The sequence below is a fragment of the Streptomyces sp. NPDC018045 genome (assembly GCF_044327445.1).
GTDB lineage: Bacteria > Actinomycetota > Actinomycetes > Streptomycetales > Streptomycetaceae > Streptomyces.
In genome coordinates this window covers 440,172-458,192 of record NZ_JBIRFL010000001.1, presented here as the reverse complement: position 1 = coordinate 458,192, position 18,021 = coordinate 440,172, and the positions used below count along the sequence as shown (strand labels likewise).

Sequence of the window (18,021 nt, the reverse complement as noted above, 5' to 3'; positions counted from 1 at the left end):
ATCCGGGACGCCGCCGGGCGCGTACGGGGCACACGAGGCGCTTCCGTACGGCGCGCACGGGGCCCCTCCGTGCGGCACACACAAGCCCCTCGCGTACGCCGTACGCCCCGCCGCCTCACCCGTACCGAAGCCCGCAACGCCCGTGCCGCCGCCGGCTTCGTCCTGCCCTTCCTCGCCCTCTTCCTGCTCTGCTTCGTCGCCCCGATCGTCCACGCCGTCCACCAGAGCCTGCACCGCACCGAGCGCACCGGCCCGCTCGGCCTCGGTGGCCGGGAGCGCGACGTCTTCGCGGGCCTCGCCAACTACGCGCAGGCGCTCGCCGACGACCGCTTCCTGACCGGCTTCGGGCGGGTGCTGCTCTTCGGCGCCGTGCAGATACCGCTGATGATCGCGCTGGCGACGGTGCTGGCGCTGCTCCTGGAAAGCGCGAGCGCGCGCGGCATCACGTTCTTCCGCAGCGCGTTCTTCCTGCCGTACGGCGTCCCCGGCGTCATCGCCTCCATCCTGTGGGGCTTCCTGTACGTACCGGGCATCAGCCCACTGGTGGAGATCGCCGGGTCGCTCGGCCTGCACGTGGACTTCCTCGCCCGCGACACCGTCCTGTGGTCCATCGCCAACATCGTCACCTGGCAGTTCACCGGCTACAACATGCTCGTACTGATCTCCCAGCTCAAGGCCGTACCGGACGAGCTGTACGAGGCGGCGCGCATCGACGGCGCGAATGCCTGGCACCTCGCCCGGCACATCAAGATCCCGCTGATCCGGCCCGCGCTCGTGCTGACCACGGTCTTCAGCATCATCGGCACGCTCCAGTTGTTCGCCGAGCCGATGGTGCTACGGCCCCTCGCCGCCACCATCGACTCCGGCTTCACCCCCAACCTGCACGCCTACAGCGAGGCGTTCGTCAGCAACAATCAGCATGTCGCGGCGGCCGAGGCGGTGCTGCTGGCGCTGGTCGCCTGCGTGCTGTCGTTCGGCTTCCTGCGGCTGGTCGGGCAGCGCGGTGACGGGAGCGACCGGTGAGCCGGCCCGCCGCCCGGGACGCTCCCGTACGCCCCGCCGCCCCCACCCGTCCCTCCGGCACGGCCACCCTCCCGCCCCTCCGCCACCGCATCATCACCGCTGCCCTCCTCGCCCTCGCCGCGATCTACTTCCTCACCCCCGTCTACTGGCTCGTCGTCTCCGCCACCAAGAACAGTGCCGACCTCTTCGGCACCTTCGGCCTCTGGTTCGCGCACCCGCGGCCCCTCGACCACCTCGGTGCCGTGCTCACCTACGACCACGGCATCTACGTCCGATGGTTCGCCAACTCCCTCCTGTACGCGGGCCTCGGCGCGCTCACCGCCACGCTGCTCTCCGCGGCGGCCGGCTACGCGCTCGCCAAATTCCGGTTCCCGGGCCGCGAGGCCGTCTTCAACCTCGTCCTGGCGGGCGTCCTCATCCCCGGCACCGCCCTGGCCCTCCCCCTCTTCTTCCTCTTCAGCTCCCTGGGCCTGGCCGACACCTACTGGGCGGTGCTGATCCCCAGCGTCGTGAGCCCCTTCGGCGTCTACCTCTGCCGGATCTACGCGGCGGCGGCCGTACCCGACTCGCTCCTGGAGGCGGCCCGCATCGACGGCGCGGGGGAGGCCCGGATCTTCGCCGGGCTGGGGCTGCGGCTGATGACACCGGCGCTGGTCACCGTCTTCCTGTTCCAGTTCGTGCACATCTGGAACAATTACTTCCTGCCGCTGGTCATGCTCTCCGACTCCGACCTGTACCCCATCCAGCTCGGCCTGACCTCCTGGACCGGCTACGCGGACCGGCAACCGGAGCTGTACCAGTACACGGTGGGCGGCGCCTTCCTGTCCGTACTGCCGCTGATGGTGCTGATGACCGTCCTCCAGCGGTACTGGCGTACGGGACTCACCGAGGGCAGCGTGAAGGCGTGACAGTATCGCTGTCATGACTACTTCTGACGATGCGCGGCCCGCGACCGACGGTGCGCAGCCTGTGAATGTCGCGACCGAGGCCAAGAAGGCCCTCAAGCGGGACCCGTGGGACCTCCCCGACGTGTCCGGCCTCGTCGTCGGCGTCCTCGGTGGCACCGGCGACCAGGGACGCGGCCTGGCCTACCGGCTCGCCCGGGCCGGCCAGAAGGTGATCATCGGCTCGCGTGCCGCGGAGCGTGCCCGGGCAGCCGCCGACGAGCTGGGCCACGGCGTCGAGGGCGCCGACAACGCGGAGTGCGCGCGGCGCTCCGACGTGGTGATCGTCGCCGTACCGTGGGACGGCCACGCCAAGACCCTCCAGGCTCTCCAGCGGGAACTCGCGGGCAAGCTCGTCATCGACTGCGTCAACCCGCTCGGCTTCGACAAGAAGGGCGCCTACGCGCTCAAGCCGGCGGAAGGCAGCGCCGCCGAGCAGGCCGCGGCCCTGCTCCCCGAGTCCCGGGTCACCGCCGCCTTCCACCACCTCTCCGCCGTCCTCCTCCAGGACCCGGAGACCGCGGAGATCGACACCGACGTGATGGTGCTGGGCGAGTCCCGCGCCGACACCGACCAGGTCCAGGCCCTGGCCGCCCGCATCCCCGGCATGCGCGGCGTCTTCGCCGGCCGGCTGCGCAACGCGCACCAGGTCGAATCCCTGGTCGCCAACCTGATCTCCACCAACCGGCGCTACAAGGCGCACGCGGGGCTGCGGGTCACGGACGTGTAGGACGCAGCCCGGCCGGAGGGACCTGGACGCGCGGGGCGGAGAGCGGCCGGCCGTTCCGTCGCCCCTCCGGCCCTGCGCCCCCGGGCCCGTCGGCCCGGGGCCCCGCCCGTACGCCCCGGCCGCCGGGCCCTCGGGTTCCGCCTCCGAGGCCATGGGGGACACTGGAGGAAACGCCATACCCCCTCGCACAGGAGCCGACCCCATGCCCCGCCTCGCCGTCTTCGCCCTCGTCGTCTGCGCCCTCGCCGTCGCCGCGGCCGTCGTCTCGTTCGTCCAGGGGAGCTGGCTCGGCATCGTGTGGATCCTGATGGCGGGCATCTCCAGCAACATGGCGTGGTTCTACGTACGCAAGGCGAAGATGGACCGCGCCCGGCGGGAAGGATCGGCCGTGGCAGGCTGATCCCGGCTTCCGCGCCGCGGGGGCTCGGCAGTGACCCCTACTCTGGGTGCCAGAGGTAGGTGATGTCCATGTCTCCGGAGATCTCGGCCAACATCCGCAACCACCGCCGTTGCCTGGGGTGGAGCCAGGAACGGCTGGCCGAGGCGGCCGGAGTGTCCCTGGGCACCGTACGCAAACTGGAGCAGGGCGGCGTGGCGCGCGTCGAGACGCTGGCGCGGTTCGCGGAGGCCCTCGACGTCGATACGGCGGCACTGTTCGCCCCGGCCGCCAGCCCCGAGCCGATCAGTGACGACGGCCCCAGCCGTCAGCAGCTACTGGATCTCCGCCGCCATCTGATGCCGCCCGTCGGTCTCGCCGACGAAGCCGGCCCGCCTGCGGGGGAAGGGCTTCGCGGCGGCCTGCTGCACGACATCGATGAAGCGCATGCGCTCTACCAGGCCGACCGCTACGACGCGGTCGCGCGGCGGCTGCCCGGCATCCTTTCCGCCGCCGAGGGAGGCGTGTGTGTGGCCGACGGAGACGAGCAGCGGCACCAGTCGGTGTCGACCAGAGCACGCGCCCTTTTCCTGACGGGCAAGTACCTGACGCAGGTCCGGCAGTACGACTTGGCGTACCAGGCGCTGGCTTCAGGTATCCGGGACGCCCGTGGGATCGAAGCGATGCCCACAGCCGCCGTCGGCGTCATCGGGATGTGCTGGCTCCTGCTGCGGCAGGACCGCTTCGCCGAATGCGCGGACCTCGCGTCCGACACGGCTGACGCGATGGAGCCCCGCATCTCGAAGGCGATGCCGCAGGAACTGGCCGTCTGGGGGGAGCTGCTGCTCCGCGTCGCCGCCGCCGCAGTCCGCAACAACCGCAAGCCGGAGGCGAAGGACGCCCGCAGAATGGCCGCTACGGCCGCCCACGCCATCGGCCGCGAGCGCACCGACTTCCGGACCCAATGGGGAGCGTTCGGCCCGGCCACGGCGGAGATCAAGGTCATCGAGGACCTGTCGCTGAAGGGCGACGTGCGGGGAGTGCTGCGACGGGCGGACACCGGACCGCTCCACCGGGACAGTCTCACGACGTACGGCGCCCCCACCAGCAATGTTTGGGGCCGGTACCGGCTCGATGTCGCACGTGCCCACAGCCTGACCGGCGCGCACCATGACGCCACGGGCGAACTCATGGGCATCTACCGGTCGCAGCCGGAGTGGATGCGTCATCAGCCGATGGCACGTCGCGTACTGGACAAGGTGCTGTCTACCCGGGCCCGCACGCTCACCGCAGACATGCGAACTCTCGCCTCCCACCTGGGAATCAGCGGTTGACTACCACGTCACGTGGTGCTCGCGTTCCCCCGCACGCCGGACTGTCACGCGGAGTGTCTGGAATGCCCCGCGCGGAGACGAAATGGTGGCCTCATGAACGAACACCGAGGAACCCTCGACCGGCCCGTACACCTCCTGGACCCCTTCGCCAGGGACATCAACCCTGACCCGAAGGAAGGCTGCGCCCGCTGCGCCGCCGAAGCCGAGTGTCGTGCGGGGGCGCGGGCCGCGGGGCTCGTTTTCGTGGCCGTGGAGGCGAGTCACGAGATCCGGCGGCACCCGCGTCACACGCCCGCGATGGGCCACCCGCAGGACGGCAGCGACAGCGGCAAGAAGCACGGGGGTGGCGGGTCGGACGAGCCGCGGGACGTCGTGGGCGCCCTCCCGTAGGGCGGGAGCAGCGGTGGGCCGGCTCAGCGGAGCGCCGGCCCGCTCTGCCAGAAGCGGAAGAGCTGCTGGCCGAAGTACGTGTCCCAGTTGCTGACGCCGAGGGCGCGCAGGATGGCGTCGACCACGTCGAAGAAGAGGTGATTGAGCCCGGGGATCCACAGCAGGCCGAAGACGGCGATCAGGCCGAACGGGGCGAAGGGCTCGACCTGGCGGCGGATCCTGTACGAGAGCCAGGGCTCGATGACGCCGTAGCCGTCCAGGCCCGGGACCGGAACGAAGTTCAAGATGGCGGCCGTGACCTGGAGGAGCGCCAGGAAGGCGAGAGCGTAGCGGAACTGCTGGGGGACGCCGTCCATGGCGCCCAGCCAGAAGGGGGCCGAGACGACCGCTGCGAAGAGGATGTTCGTCAGGGGGCCGGCGGCCGAGATGAGGCTGTGCCGCCAGCGGCCCTTGATGCGGCCGCGTTCGATGAAGACCGCGCCGCCCGGCAGGCCGATCCCGCCCATGATGACGAAGATCACCGGCAGCACGATGCTGAGCAGCGCGTGGGTGTACTTCAGCGGGTTCAGCGTGAGGTAGCCCTTCGCGCCGATGGAGATGTCGCCGCTGTGCAGCGCCGTGCGGGCGTGCGCGTACTCGTGCAGGCACAGCGAGACGATCCAGCCGGAGACCACGAACAGGAAGACGGCGAAACCGGGGCTCGCCGCGAGCCGCCCCGTCCAGACGGCCCACCCCGACACCGCCATGACGGCGACGAGCGCGAGGAAGACCGGGCTGACGCGGTGGTCGGCGCGCTGAGCTGCTGTGGTCATCGTGTGGTGCTCCCGGTGTCGCTGAGTGGTGCGGTGTGGTGTGGTGCTGGGCGGTGCTCGGGCGCTTGCTGTTGTGCTGCCGAGGGGTGCGGTGTGCTGCTGGGTGCCTGCTGAGGGCTGCTGTGCGGGCGTGACGGGTCGCCACGACCGTATCGGCGGACGGGGCGGCCGTGCACGGAAAACGACGGGCGGCGGGCGGGAGCTTCCGGGCAGTCTGAACCCATGACGGATACGGGGCACGGGGCGGACCGACAGTGGGGGCGGGGGCCGGGGCGACCGGCCCCGGCACCGGGCCGCGTGCGGCGTGCTCCTCGGGGCGGACGCGACGCAAGAGGAGTGCCGACGGTGCGGCCGCCGTCCGTACAGGACAATGGGTCGGTGCGCTACGGAATCCTCGGGACCGCCCAGGCCCACCGGAGCGACGGTACGCCCGTCGCCCTCGGTGGCCCCCGCTTGCGCGCACTGCTCACGGCGCTCGCGCTGCGGCCCGGCCGCGCGCTCACCGTCGAGCTGCTGATCGATGACGTCTGGGGCCCGGAGCCGCCCGCCGACGCGAACGGCGCGCTACAGGCCCTGGTCGCGCGGCTGCGCCGCTCCGTCGGCCGGGACGCGATCGCCTCCGTACACGGCGGGTACCGGCTGTGCGCCGACCCGTCCGCCGTGGACCTGCACCGCTTCGAGCAGCTCGCCTCCGAGGGGACGCAGGCCCTGGCCGACGCCGACCCGGTCAAGGCCGCGGCGCTGCTCGACGACGCCCTGGCGCTCTGGCGCGGGCCGGCGCTGGCCGATCTCCCGGCGGCGACGGGCGAGGCCGCCCGCGCCGCGCGCGGTCACCTGGACGCCCGGCGTACCCGGCTCGCCGCCGAGGTCGCCCTCGGCCGGCCCGGCCAGGCGCTGCCCGCGCTGACGGCCGTGTGCGAGGACCACCCGCTCGACGAGCCGCTCCAGGCCCTGCGCCTGCGCGCGCTGCGGGCCGCGGGGCGCACGGCGGAGGCGCTCGACGCGTACGCCTCGGTGCGGGCCGCGATCACCGACCGCCTCGGCGCGGAGCCGGGCCCCGAACTGCGCGGTCTGCACGCGGAGTTGCTGCGGCTGGAGGACGCTCCCGCGGGGGGCGGCGCGGGGGAGGGCGTCGTATCTGCGGACCGGCGCGGGGCGGAGGCGGCACTGGGGGCGGGCGGGGGCGCGCCTGGCGGTCACCCGGCGGTGGCGGAGGCGGTACAGGCGGCGGGCGGGGATGCGTCCGTCGGTCGCCCGGCGCTGGGGGCGGGAGAGGACACGTCCGGCGGTCGGCCAGTGGCGGAAGCGGCCCGGACGGCGGGCGGGGGCACGGCCGTCGACCGTCCGGCGGAGGCGGCAGCGGCGCAGGCGGCAGCAGAGGACACGTCCGTCGGTCGCCCGGTGACGCCGGAAACCGTCGTACCGTCCCCCGCGCCCGGTGCGGAACGCCCCGACCGGCACGGGGCCGGGCCGGCCACCGGTACGTCCCCGGGGCCGGACGCCGGGAACGGCGCCCGCCCGGGACCCGCGCCCCGCCTCGGCAATCTGCGGACCCGGCCGACCTCCTTCGTCGGGCGGGAGGACGACCTGGCGGTGATCAGGGCCGACCTGGCCGCGCACCGCCTGGTGACGCTGCTCGGGCCGGGCGGGGCGGGCAAGACGCGGCTGTCGCAGGAGAGCGCGGAGGCGGCGGCGGTCGCGGCGCCCGGCCTGTGGCCGGACGGCGTGTGGTTCGCGGAGCTGGCGCCCGTGGACGACCCGCAGACCGTCCCGGAAGCGGTGCTCACCGCTCTCGGGGCGCGCGAGACCGTCGTACGGACCACCGCCGAGGAACTGCGCGCCGTCACCGACCCGACCGCGTACGACCCGATGGCACGCCTCGCCGAACACTGCGCGACCCGGCGGATGCTGCTCGTCCTGGACAACTGCGAGCATGTGATCGGCGCCGCCGCCGAGCTGGCGGACCGGCTGCTGGCCGAGTGCCCCGGCGTGACGGTGCTGGCCACCAGCCGGGAACCGCTGGCGGTGCCGGGCGAGGCGCTGCGGCCGGTGGAGCCGCTGCCCGACCCGGTCGCGCTGCGGCTGCTGGCCGACCGGGGCGCCGCCGCCCGGCCCGGGTTCCGCGTCGAGGACGACCCGGTCGCGTGTGCCGAGATCTGCCGGCGGCTCGACGGGCTGCCGCTCGCCATCGAACTGGCCGCGGCGCGGCTGCGGCTGCTCACCCCGCGGCAGCTCGCCGACCGGCTGGACGACCGGTTCCGGCTGCTGACGAGCGGGAGCCGCACCGTACTGCCCCGGCAGCAGACGCTGCGCGCGGTGGTGGACTGGTCCTGGGACCTGCTCGACGCCGCCGAACGGGCCGTACTGCGCCGCCTGTCCGTCTTCTCGGGCGGCTGCGACCTGGCCCTGGCGGAGGAGGTCTGCGGGGACGGGCCGGACGCCACGGGGCCCGCACCGTCCCCTCAGGACCGCGTCGGCCCGCGGGACGTGGCCGCCCTGCTCGGTTCGCTGATCGACAAGTCGCTGGTGGTCGCCGCGCCGGGCCGGGACGGGCGGATGCGCTACCGGCTGCTGGAGACCGTCTCGGAGTACGCCGGCGAGCGCCTGGACGAGGCCGGGGAGCGGCCCGCGGCCGAACACCGCCACCTCGTCGCCTACCGCGAACTCGCCCGTACCGCCGACCCGTTGCTGCGCGGCCCCGCCCAGTGCGGCTGGCTGGACCGCCTGGAACTGGAACACGACAACCTGCGGACCGCGCTGCGCCGGGCCGTCGCGGCCCACGACGAGCACGAGGCGCTGTGCCTGGTGCTGTCGCTCCAGTGGTTCTGGTCGCTGCGCGACCACCGCTCCGACGCCCGGGTCTGGTCGGCCACCGTGGCGGCCCTCGGCCCCGACCCCTTCGCGCTGCCCGTCGAGCCCGCGCCCGCCCTGCACACGCGGCCCATCGACGCGCCGCCGCCGATGGACCCCGAGCAACTGAAGGAGGCGCGCCGCGAGGTCCGGCTGGTCGGGCTGGCCAGTGTGGAGAGCGACATCGAGGTGCTGCGCAACCCGGAGCGGCGCGAGGAGCTGGCCGGCATCCTCGCCGCGTACCGCAGCGGCCTGCCGCAGACCTGCAAGGTGCCGGGCGTCATGTGGTACTACGCGGTCCTGCTGACCGGTCGGTTCGCCGACCTGGCGCACATGTCCGACGAAGCTGTCCGCGCCTGCCGGGAGTACGGCTACGAGTGGGAGCTGGCGTTCGTCCTGCAACTGCGCGCCAAGATCTACAACGACCGGCCGGGCGGCCTGGCCCAGGCCCGCCGGGACGCCGACGAATCCCTGGAGATCTTCGAACGGCTCGGGGACGCGTGGGGCGTGGCGGAAGCCCTCGCGGGACGTGGCGAGTCACGGGAGGGCCGTGGCGAGTACGCGCTCGCCGCGGAGGACTACCGGGCGGCCATCCGTTACGCCCAGGACCTCGGCGCGTCCGGCCAGACCCTGCTGCTGCGGACGCGGCTGGGCGCCGTACTGATCGAGGCGGGGGAGGAAGCGGTCGGCGAGCGCCTGCTGCACGAGGTGCTGGAGCTGGGGACGAAGCAGCACAGCGGCCGGGACGCGGTGCCGTTCGCCCACCTGACGCTCGCCATGCACCTCACCTGCGTCGGCCGGCTGCGGGAGGCGCGCCGCCACCTGGACGAGGTGGAGAAGCCGTTCGGCCAGCGCGGACCGGACATGTTCAAGGGCGTGCTGATGGCGGCCCTGGCCGCCCTGGACGTCGAAGAGGGCAAGTGCGCCGACGCGCTGCCCCGGCTCCGGACGGCGCTGACGCTCTTCCAGGACGAACTGACGCAGCTCGTCGCGCCCGACCTGCCGGTGGTCCAGCTCCTGACCGGCGCGCGGGTACTGCTGTGCGTGCGGGGCGCGGATGCCGGTCCGGACGCGGCACGGCTGATCGGCGCGTACGACGCGCTGCGGTCCGGCTCGCACCTGCCGCAGCGGATCGTCCGGGAGAACCGGGCCGCCGCCGAGGCCGCGACCCGCGCGGTGCTCGACGACGCCGCGTACGAACGGGCGCACGCAGAAGGCGGCGGCCTCTCCCTCGGGGAAGCCACCGCCCTCATCTGACGCGAGCCGGGCGAAGGTGACGCGTCAGGTCTTCTTGCGGAACTTGTTCACCGCCAGCGGCGCGAACACCAGGGTGATGCCGACGGTCCAGGCCAGGGTGATCAGCACCGGCTGGGCGACCGCGCCCTGGCCGTTCATCAGCGCGCGGGCCGCGTCCGCCAGGTTCGACAGCGGGTTGATCTTGGTGAACGCCTCCATCCAGCCCGGCATCGTCGTGGGCGGGGCGAATATGGAGGAGCCGAACTGCAGCGGCATCAGCACCATGAAGCCGACGCCCTGCACCGCCTGCGGGGTCTTCATGGTCAGCCCGAGCAGCATGAAGATCCAGGTCAGCGAGGAGCCGAAGAGCAGCGCCAGGGCGACGGCCGCCAGCAGCTCCAGCGGGCCGGTCCGCAGGTCGAAGCCGATCAGGAACGCCAGCGACAGCAGGATGACCGTGGAGACCAGCATCCGCCCGGACTCGACGAGCATCTTCGCCGTCAGCACCGAGGAACGGGCGATCGGCATCGTGCGGAAGCGGTCCATCACCCCCTTGTTGAAGTCGTCGTTGACGCCGGAGCCGACCGACATGGCGATGTTCAGACCGCCCATGGCCAGCAGGCCGGGGATGATGTAGTTCACGTACGCGGAGCGGTCGCCGCCCAGGCTGCCGCCCATCGCGCCGCCGAAGACGTACACGAACAGCAGCGTGAAGACGATCGGCATCAACAGGGCGTCGAACATCGACTCCGGGTCGTTCTTGATCTGCATCGCGTTGCGGCGCACGAGGGCGCCCGTGTGACGCAAATGGGCGCGCAGGCCGATCCGGCCCTCGTCGGCACCCGGCCGCTGCGGCCTGACCGGTGCCGCCACCGTCGCGGCACTCATGCCGGAACCTCCTCTAGCTGCTTGTCCTGTACGCCCTGCGGGTCCTGCGGCCCGTCCTGCGGGCCGCTGCCGGCCTCCGAGGTCTTCTGGCCGGTGATGGCCAGGAACACCTCGTCCAGGCTGGGCAGATGGGTGTTGATGCCGGAGATCACGAAGCCCCGCTCGCCGAGCATGCCGACCACGGCGGACAACTGCTCGTCGCTGACGATCGGCACATTGACCACGCCGTCCTCATGGTCGGCGGTGGCCCCCGCGATGCCGTCCAGGCCGGCCTGCGCGATGGCGCCGGCCATCCGGTCCAGCTCGGCGGTCCGCGCCGGGCGGATCTGGAGCGTACGGCCGCCGACCTTGGTCTTCAGCTCGTCGACCTCGCCCTCGGCGATGACCCGGCCGCGGTCGATGACCGTCAGCTCATGGGCGAGCTGCTCGGCCTCTTCCATGTACTGGGTGGTGAGCAGGACCGTCGCGCCGTCCCGCACCATGCTGCGGACCTCGTCCCAGACCTCGTTGCGGGTGCGGGGGTCGAGGCCGGTCGTCGGCTCGTCCAGATACAGCACCGCGGGCCGGCCGATCATCGAGGCGGCCAGGTCCAGGCGGCGGCGCATACCGCCGGAGTACTTGGCGGCGGCCCGCCCCGCGGCCTCGGTGAGCGAGAACCGCTCCAGCAGCTCGTCGGCCCGGGTGCGGGCGTCCTTGCGGGAGAGGTCGAGCAGCCGCCCGATCATGTACAGATTCTCCCGGCCGGAGAGCTTCTCGTCGACCGAGGCGTACTGGCCCGTGAGGCCGATCGTGCGGCGCAGCGCGCGCGGCTGGCGCACCACGTCGAAGCCCGCCACGGTCGCCGTGCCGGCGTCCGGCACCAGCAGCGTGGACAGGCAGCGCACCAGTGTCGTCTTTCCCGCACCGTTCGGCCCGAGCACGCCGAGTACGGTGCCTTCCCTTACGTCGAGATCCACCCCGTCCACGGCCTTCACGGCGCCGAAGTGCTTGACCAGCCCCCGCACTTCGACGGCGTTCCCCGCGCCGCTGGATGTCGTCTTTCGCGTCATGCCCCCACGATGACAGGCCCCACTGACAAACGACCGACAGCCGACCGACAGCCGACCGACAGCCGACCGACAGCCGGACCGGCAGCCGTGCCCGAGCCGTCCCGGGGCGTTCCGCCGGCCCGGGACGGCTCGGACGGCTCGGTACGGCTCAGCGGAAGCTGTGCTCCTCGGCCGGGAACGTGCCGCCGACGACCTCTTCGGCGAAGTCCTTGGCCGCGGCGCCCAGCACCTCACGGACGTTCGCGTACCGCTTCACGAAGCGGGGGACGTGGCCGCTGGTCAGACCCGCCATGTCGGTCCACACCAGGACCTGCGCGTCACAGCCGATGCCCGCGCCGATGCCGACCGTGGGGATGTGCAGCGAGCGCGTGACCTCGGCGGCCAGCTCGGCCGGTACGGCCTCCAGGACGACGGAGAAGGCCCCCGCGTCCTGCACGGCCTTCGCGTCGCGCAGGAGCTGCTGGGCCGCCTCCTCGCCGCGGCCCTGCACCGGGTAGCCCCCGTACGCGTTGACGGACTGCGGCGTCAGGCCGACGTGGGCCATGACCGGGATGCCGGACGAGACCAGCAGCTCGACCTGGTGGGCGGAGCGCTCGCCGCCCTCCAGCTTGACCGCGCCGACGCCGGCCTCCTTGACCAGGCGGGTGGCGTTGCGCAGGGCCTGGACCGGGCTCTCCTGGAAGGCGCCGAAGGGCAGGTCGGCGACGATCAGGGCGCGCTTGGTGCCGCGGACGACCGCCGCGGACAGGATCGTGATCTCGTCCATCGTGACCGGCACGGTGGACTCGTACCCGAGGTGGCAGTTGCCCATCGAGTCGCCGACCAGCAGCACCGGGATGCCGGCCTCGTCGAAGACGGACGCGGTCATCGCGTCGTAGGCGGTGAGCATGGGCCACTTCTCGCCGCGCCCCTTGGCGGCGGCGATGTCGCGGACGGTCACCCGCCGCGAGCTCTTCCCTCCGTACAGCGCTTTGCCGGAACTGCTGTCGGATGCGGGCTTGGCGGCGGTCCCACCGGGCGCGGGTGTCCCGTCCGCGGCCGGATTCCGGGCAGGCGAAAGCTGCGTCATGGTGACGGCTCCTGTTCATCATCTCGAAGCGCCCTGACGGCGTCTCCGGACTCCCTTCCATGCTGGCACGCGCTGCCGGGGGAGCGGAAGGGGTGCCGGCGGGGGGAGCCTCAGGACCCGGCCGGACCCGGCCGTACCGGCGACCGATACGGAACGGTGCCGTATCGGAACGGGCGTAAGCTGGCGCCATGGCCAGCTCCTCCACACCCCCCGGCATAGCCGCCGAGCCGCGGCACGTACCCGAGCACATCCACCGCCGCCGCTGGGCGATCCTGTCCGTCCTCATGCTCAGCCTGCTGATCGTGGTGCTGGACAACTCGATCCTGAACGTCGCGATGAAGACGATCGCCACCCCGGCCCCCACCGGCCTCGGGGCCACGCAGAGCCAGCTCGAATGGGCGATCAACTCCTACACGCTGGTCTTCGCGGGGCTGCTGTTCACCTCCGGACTGCTCGGCGACCGGCTGGGCCGCAAAAAGGTGCTGATCTTCGGCCTGCTGGTGTTCGGTGCCGGCTCGGTGCTGGCCGCCGTCGCCGGATCGCCCGGCCAGCTCATCGCCTTCCGGGCGGTGATGGGCCTGGGCGGCGCCTTCGTGATGCCGGCCACCCTCGCCGTCCTGATGAACGTCTTCGAGCGGGACGAGCAGCCCAAGGCGATCGGTATCTGGGCGGGCGGCGTGGGCCTGGCCATCGCGATCGGCCCGATCGCGGGCGGTCTGCTGCTGGACCACTTCTGGTGGGGTTCGGTCTTCCTCGTGAACGTTCCGATCGTGCTCGTGGCGCTGGTCGCGATGCTCCTCCTGGTGCCCGACTCCAAGGACCCCCGGCCGGGCAAGCTGGACCCGGTCGGCGTGCTGCTCTCGGTCGTCGGCCTGGTGCTGCTGGTGTACGGAATCATCAAGGGCGGCCAGCTCGCCGACTTCACCGATCCGCAGGTGTTCGGCACCGTCCTGGGCGGCCTACTCGTCCTGATCGCCTTCGTGCTGTACGAGAAGCGGGTCGATCACCCGTCGATCGATGTCAGTCTCTTCCGCAAGCCGGCCTTCTCCGCCGCCGTCGGCGCCATCGCGCTGGTCTTCTTCGCCCTGATGGGCGTCACGTTCTTCGTCGTCTTCTACATCCAGAGCGTGCGCGGCTTCACGCCGCTCCAGGCGGGCCTGCTGATCCTGCCGCTGGCCGCCGCCCAGATGATCTTCGCCCCGCGGGCCCGGCACGTCGTCGACCGCTTCGGCTCGCGCGCCGTCTGCACGGTCGGCATGCTGCTGGTCGCCGCCACCATGGCCGGTTTCCTGCTGCTGGACACCGGCACCCCGATCTGGGTGCTGGAGGTGCTCTTCTTCGTCCAGGGCACCGGCATGGCGCACATCATGCCGCCGGTCACCGTCTCGGTCATGCAGGCGCTGCCGCGCGAGAAGGCGGGCTCCGGATCGGCGCTCAACAACACGTTCCGGCAGGTCGGCGGCACGCTCGGGGTCGCCGTACTGGGCTCGCTGCTGTCCACCGTCTACCGCGACGGCATCGAGGGGACGCTGAAGTCCGTCCCCGGCCTGCCGGAGGACGCCCGGCACGCGGCGGGCGAGTCCATCGAGGCGACGCTCGGCCTCGCCCGGCACCTCGGCCCGGCCGGGAAGGCGCTGGCCGACGAGGCGAACGCCGCGTTCATCCACGCCATGCACGTCACCGCGCTCGGTTCGGCCGCCGTCGCGGTGCTCGGCGCCGTGGTGGTCGCGGCCTTCCTGCCGGGCAGGACGGGGTCCGGCGCGCGCGGTGCGGACCGGGCGGAGCGGGAAAAGGCGGGAGCACGGGCATGAGCGGGACGGCGGGGGCGGACACGTCGCGGACGGGCGGGGCGGGCACGGCGGTACACACCGGGCCCGCCGACCCCCGCCGCGGGCGCCCGCGCAGCCCCGCCGCCGACACCGCGATCATCGAGGCCGTCCTGCGCCTGATCGAGGACGGTGTCTCCATCGGCGAGCTGTCGATGGAGCGCATCGCCCGCGAGGCAGGCGTCGGCAAGGCCACCGTCTACCGGCGCTGGCCGGGCAAGAGCGCGCTGATGCTGGACGTGATGCGCTCGCTGGACACGGACATCCCGCCGCCGGCCGGGGTCTGCGTACGCGACGACCTCGTGGGCATCATCGAGTTCCTGCGCATCCGCGGTCTGGCCAAGCGCAACTCGGCGCTGCTGCGTACCGTCGTCACGCACGTCAAGGCGCAGCCCGCGCTCTGGCGGGAGTACCACGAGACGGTCGTGCAGGCCCGGCGCGAGGTGCTGCTGTCCGTGCTGCGCCGCGGCATGGAGCGCGGCGAGGTGCGCGCGGACCGGGACATCGACCTGCTCGCCGACCTCTTCGTCGGGCCGGTGCTCTCCCGGGCCCTGCTGCACGAGTGGGCGGATCTGCCGGAGGGGCTGGCCGAGGAGATCGTCGACACGGTGCTGGACGGCGTACGGCCACCGCGCTGATCATCCGTCGGTGTACGGCCACCGCGCTGATCGCCCGCAGGTGTACGGCCACCGGGCCGCCCCCCGCGCCGGGCGTCAACCACGGCGCGGCAGCGCTCCATCGAGCGACAAGCGGCCGCAAAAGGCACATCACCTGACCGCTCCATGACGGGACTATGCCCGTTCTGTCACAGCCGCCGCCATGACCCCCGGAGGAGGAACCCCGGGCCGTCAGCGTGCCGTCATCACTTCTAAGAAAGCGCATTACGGGCCATCGCCTAGGGTCGGAGATCACAGGCGGGGCGTACGAGCAAGGCAGTGAGGACGGCGGCATGGCGCAGGCATTCAGGACGGAGTCGGGTCAGGGGCACGGCCCCGAGCGGACCGCCTCCCGAGCGCGGCGCCTGCGCGACTGGTGGCGCCCGGAGGGCATGTGGCGGCGGGGCATCGTGCTCGCGGTGCTGGCGGTCCTGCTCGGGCTGCTGATGATGGTGCACGCGCACGTCCCCAACACGGTGGGCAACCTCGGCAGTCTGCTGGAGACGTTCCTGCCGTGGCTCGGCATGCTCGGCGTCCCGGTGCTGCTGATCGCCGCCGTGCTGCGGCGTTCCACGACGGCGGTCGTCGCGCTGCTGCTGCCCGCCGTCGTCTGGATCAGCCTCTTCGGCGGGCAGGTCACGGACAAGAAGGGCACCGGCGGCAACCTCACCGTCGCCACCCACAACGTCGACGCCGACAACCCCGACCCGGCCGGCACGGCCAGGGACATCGTGAAGTCCGGTGCGGACGTGGTGGCCCTGGAGGAGCTGACCGGTGACGCGCTGCCCCAGTACAAGGAGGGGCTGGCCAAGGCGTACCCGTACCGCACGGTGCAGGGCACGGTCGGGCTGTGGAGCAAGTACCCGCTCTCCGACGCCGCGCCCGTCAACATCAAGATGGGCTGGACCCGCGCGCTGCGCGCCACCGTCCAGGCGCCCGACGGCCGGCAGGTCGCCTTCTACGTCGCGCACCTGCCGTCGGTACGGGTCAAGCTCAACGCGGGCTTCACGGCCAACCAGCGCGACGACAGTGCCGCCGCCCTCGGCGAGGCGATCTCCCGGGAGCGCGTCGAGCGGGTCATCCTGCTCGGCGACCTCAACGGCACGATGAACGACCGCTCGCTCGCCCCGGTCACCTCGCAGTTGCGCTCGGCCCAGGGCGCGGCCGGCGACGGCTTCGGCTTCAGTTGGCCGGCCGGCTTCCCGATGGCCCGGATCGACCAGATCATGATGAAGGGGATCGACCCGGTGTCCTCCTGGTCGCTGCCCCGCACCGGCAGTGATCATCTTCCGCTCGCCGCCTCGGTCAAGATCTGACAAAGCCGGGACGGCCGCCGCACCCCGGCCGAGCAGGCCCTTCCCGCTCTGTGCGGGGCCGCCCGGGCCTGCTCGCCCCTGGGCCGTAACATTCCGTTCTCCCGCCGGAATGAATGGGCTGAGAGACTTTGTTCCGTAGAAGAACTTACGGACATCCAGCCGCGTACGACGTACGGACCCCCCTCGGTGCCCCAGCGCACCCGCACGGACCCGCTCCGGTGCCCCGGCGCACCGCACCACCGTGCCCGGGGTCCGTACGCACCGTTTTCGAAAGGTCTCTCATGCCCCTGGCGCTGCTCGCGCTGGCCGTCTCCGCCTTCGGCATCGGCACCACCGAGTTCGTGATGATGGGCCTGCTGCCCAATGTCGCGGGCGACCTGGGTACGTCCGTGCCCACGGCCGGCTATCTCGTCTCCGCCTACGCCCTCGGTGTCGTCATCGGCGCGCCGCTGCTGACCGCGCTCGGCTCGCGCATCCCGCGCAAGCGGATGCTCCTGCTGCTGATGGCCGTCTTCACCGTCGGCAACCTGGCCTCGGCGCTGGCCCCCAACTTCGGCCTGCTGATCGCGGGCCGGCTGCTCGCCGGGCTGCCGCACGGCGCGTTCTTCGGCGTCGGCGCGGTGGTCGCCGCCCGGCTGGTCAAGGAGGGCCGGCAGGCCCGCGCGGTGGCCACCATGTTCCTTGGCCTGACCGTCGCCAACATCGTCGGCGTGCCCGCCGCCACGCTGCTCGGCCAGCACCTCGGCTGGCGCGCGACCTTCCTGGTCGTGGCCGCCATCGGCCTGGTCGCGATGGCCTCGCTGGCCCGCCTCGTGCCGCACATGCCGCGCGAGGAGCACGGCGGCGTGGCCCACGAACTGCGCGCCATGGGCAACCGGCAGGTCGTCCTCGGCCTGGTCACCGCGGTCTTCGGCTTCGCCGGCGTGTTCGCCGTCTACAGTTACCTCGCCTCGATGATGACCGAGGTCTCCGGCTTCGCCGAGGGGTCCGTCCCGCTCGTCCTGGCGCTCTTCGGCGCCGGTATGACGCTGGGCGCGCTGGCCGCGGGCCCGCTCACCGACCGCGCGCTGCGGCCCACGCTGTACGGGGCGCTCGGCGCCCTCGCCGCGACCCTCGTGGCGTTCACCTACGCGGTGCACGTCAAGTGGGCGGCCCTGGTCTGTGTCGTCATCCTGGGCGCGGTCGGCTTCATGACCACCACGCCGCTCCAGATGCTGGTCATGCGCAAGGCCCGGCACGCGCCCACCCTGGCCTCGGCCTCCAACCACTCGGCGTTCAACCTGGCCAACGCGGGCGGTGCCTGGATCGGCGGGGTGGCCATCGCGGCGGGCTGGGGCTGGACCTCCCCGGCGCTGGTCGGCGCGGTCCTGGCCGTCATCGGCCTGGGCATCGCGGTGACCGCCGGACTGCTCGACCGCGGCGGCCCGGCTTCCTCGCGCATCGTCGCGAGCAGCGAGGACGCCGACGAGGTGCCGGCGGAACTGCCGGGCCGGGTGGGCTGAACCGGGCACCGGCCCCGCCG

15 protein-coding genes are annotated in these 18,021 nt (G+C 72.6%); 11 read left to right on the top strand and 4 right to left on the bottom strand.

The features are described from left to right. The first annotated feature begins 69 nt into the window (after positions 1 to 69). From ACH4EB_RS01860 to ACH4EB_RS01835, 6 genes are all read left to right on the top strand, one after another. A complete protein-coding gene (locus ACH4EB_RS01860; RefSeq protein ID WP_398345268.1) occupies positions 70 to 1,023 on the top strand; it encodes a carbohydrate ABC transporter permease in 954 nt (317 codons plus the stop codon). An 89-nt stretch (positions 1,024 to 1,112) separates the two neighbouring features. Next, entirely contained in the window at positions 1,113 to 1,931 is an 819-nt protein-coding gene (locus ACH4EB_RS01855) for a carbohydrate ABC transporter permease (protein ID WP_398345725.1), read from the top strand. Between the two features lie 13 nt (positions 1,932 to 1,944). Further along, positions 1,945 to 2,697, top strand: coding sequence for an NADPH-dependent F420 reductase (gene npdG / locus ACH4EB_RS01850; RefSeq protein ID WP_398345267.1), 753 nt, complete (start codon positions 1,945 to 1,947; stop codon positions 2,695 to 2,697). A 202-nt stretch (positions 2,698 to 2,899) separates the two neighbouring features. Beyond that, the gene (locus ACH4EB_RS01845) at positions 2,900 to 3,097 is read left to right on the top strand and encodes a hypothetical protein (RefSeq protein WP_398345266.1); all 198 of its coding nucleotides are present in this window, start codon (positions 2,900 to 2,902) and stop codon (positions 3,095 to 3,097) included. Between the two features lie 68 nt (positions 3,098 to 3,165). After that, complete coding sequence (locus tag ACH4EB_RS01840) at positions 3,166 to 4,407, top strand: helix-turn-helix domain-containing protein (protein ID WP_398345265.1); 1,242 nt, start codon at positions 3,166 to 3,168, stop codon at positions 4,405 to 4,407. A gap of 93 nt (positions 4,408 to 4,500) precedes the next feature. Further along, entirely contained in the window at positions 4,501 to 4,797 is a 297-nt protein-coding gene (locus ACH4EB_RS01835; RefSeq protein WP_398345264.1) for a hypothetical protein, read from the top strand. A gap of 23 nt (positions 4,798 to 4,820) precedes the next feature. Here ACH4EB_RS01835 and ACH4EB_RS01830 read toward each other — a convergent pair whose 3' ends face one another. Then, positions 4,821 to 5,609 carry a site-2 protease family protein gene (locus tag ACH4EB_RS01830; protein WP_398345263.1) on the bottom strand — a complete coding sequence of 263 codons (789 nt, stop codon included), beginning with the start codon at positions 5,607 to 5,609 and terminating at the stop codon, positions 4,821 to 4,823. Between the two features lie 378 nt (positions 5,610 to 5,987). Between ACH4EB_RS01830 and ACH4EB_RS01825 the strand changes: the two genes are divergently transcribed. Continuing rightward, positions 5,988 to 9,716, top strand: coding sequence for an AfsR/SARP family transcriptional regulator (locus ACH4EB_RS01825; RefSeq protein ID WP_398345262.1), 3,729 nt, complete (start codon positions 5,988 to 5,990; stop codon positions 9,714 to 9,716). A 24-nt stretch (positions 9,717 to 9,740) separates the two neighbouring features. On the opposite strand, the gene ACH4EB_RS01820 is transcribed toward ACH4EB_RS01825, so the two are convergent. From ACH4EB_RS01820 to panB, 3 genes are all read right to left on the bottom strand, one after another. Then, positions 9,741 to 10,583 (bottom strand): ABC transporter permease, encoded by an 843-nt coding sequence (locus ACH4EB_RS01820; RefSeq protein WP_398345261.1) that lies wholly within the window; start codon positions 10,581 to 10,583, stop codon positions 9,741 to 9,743. Then, a complete protein-coding gene (locus tag ACH4EB_RS01815) occupies positions 10,580 to 11,632 on the bottom strand; it encodes an ATP-binding cassette domain-containing protein (protein ID WP_398345260.1) in 1,053 nt (350 codons plus the stop codon). Before ACH4EB_RS01815 ends, ACH4EB_RS01820 begins: the two co-directional genes overlap by 4 nt. 148 nt (positions 11,633 to 11,780) lie before the next feature. Continuing rightward, positions 11,781 to 12,701: a 3-methyl-2-oxobutanoate hydroxymethyltransferase gene (gene panB / locus ACH4EB_RS01810; RefSeq protein WP_398345259.1), complete on the bottom strand. Its 921-nt coding sequence runs from the start codon at positions 12,699 to 12,701 to the stop codon at positions 11,781 to 11,783. A 188-nt stretch (positions 12,702 to 12,889) separates the two neighbouring features. On the opposite strand from panB, the gene ACH4EB_RS01805 reads away from it, so the two are divergent. The 4 genes from ACH4EB_RS01805 to ACH4EB_RS01790 all read left to right on the top strand — a co-directional run bounded on the left by ACH4EB_RS01805 (position 12,890) and on the right by ACH4EB_RS01790 (position 18,001). After that, the gene (locus ACH4EB_RS01805; protein ID WP_398345258.1) at positions 12,890 to 14,512 is read left to right on the top strand and encodes an MFS transporter; all 1,623 of its coding nucleotides are present in this window, start codon (positions 12,890 to 12,892) and stop codon (positions 14,510 to 14,512) included. Then, positions 14,509 to 15,165 (top strand): TetR/AcrR family transcriptional regulator, encoded by a 657-nt coding sequence (locus tag ACH4EB_RS01800; RefSeq protein ID WP_398345257.1) that lies wholly within the window; start codon positions 14,509 to 14,511, stop codon positions 15,163 to 15,165. The genes ACH4EB_RS01805 and ACH4EB_RS01800 overlap by 4 nt, the downstream gene beginning before the upstream one ends. Before the next feature lie 410 nt (positions 15,166 to 15,575). Continuing rightward, positions 15,576 to 16,499, top strand: coding sequence for an endonuclease/exonuclease/phosphatase family protein (locus tag ACH4EB_RS01795; RefSeq protein ID WP_398345724.1), 924 nt, complete (start codon positions 15,576 to 15,578; stop codon positions 16,497 to 16,499). A gap of 281 nt (positions 16,500 to 16,780) precedes the next feature. Next, on the top strand, positions 16,781 to 18,001 hold the full coding sequence (locus ACH4EB_RS01790; protein ID WP_398345256.1) for an MFS transporter: 1,221 nt from the start codon (positions 16,781 to 16,783) through the stop codon (positions 17,999 to 18,001). The last annotated feature ends 20 nt before the right edge of the window (positions 18,002 to 18,021 follow it).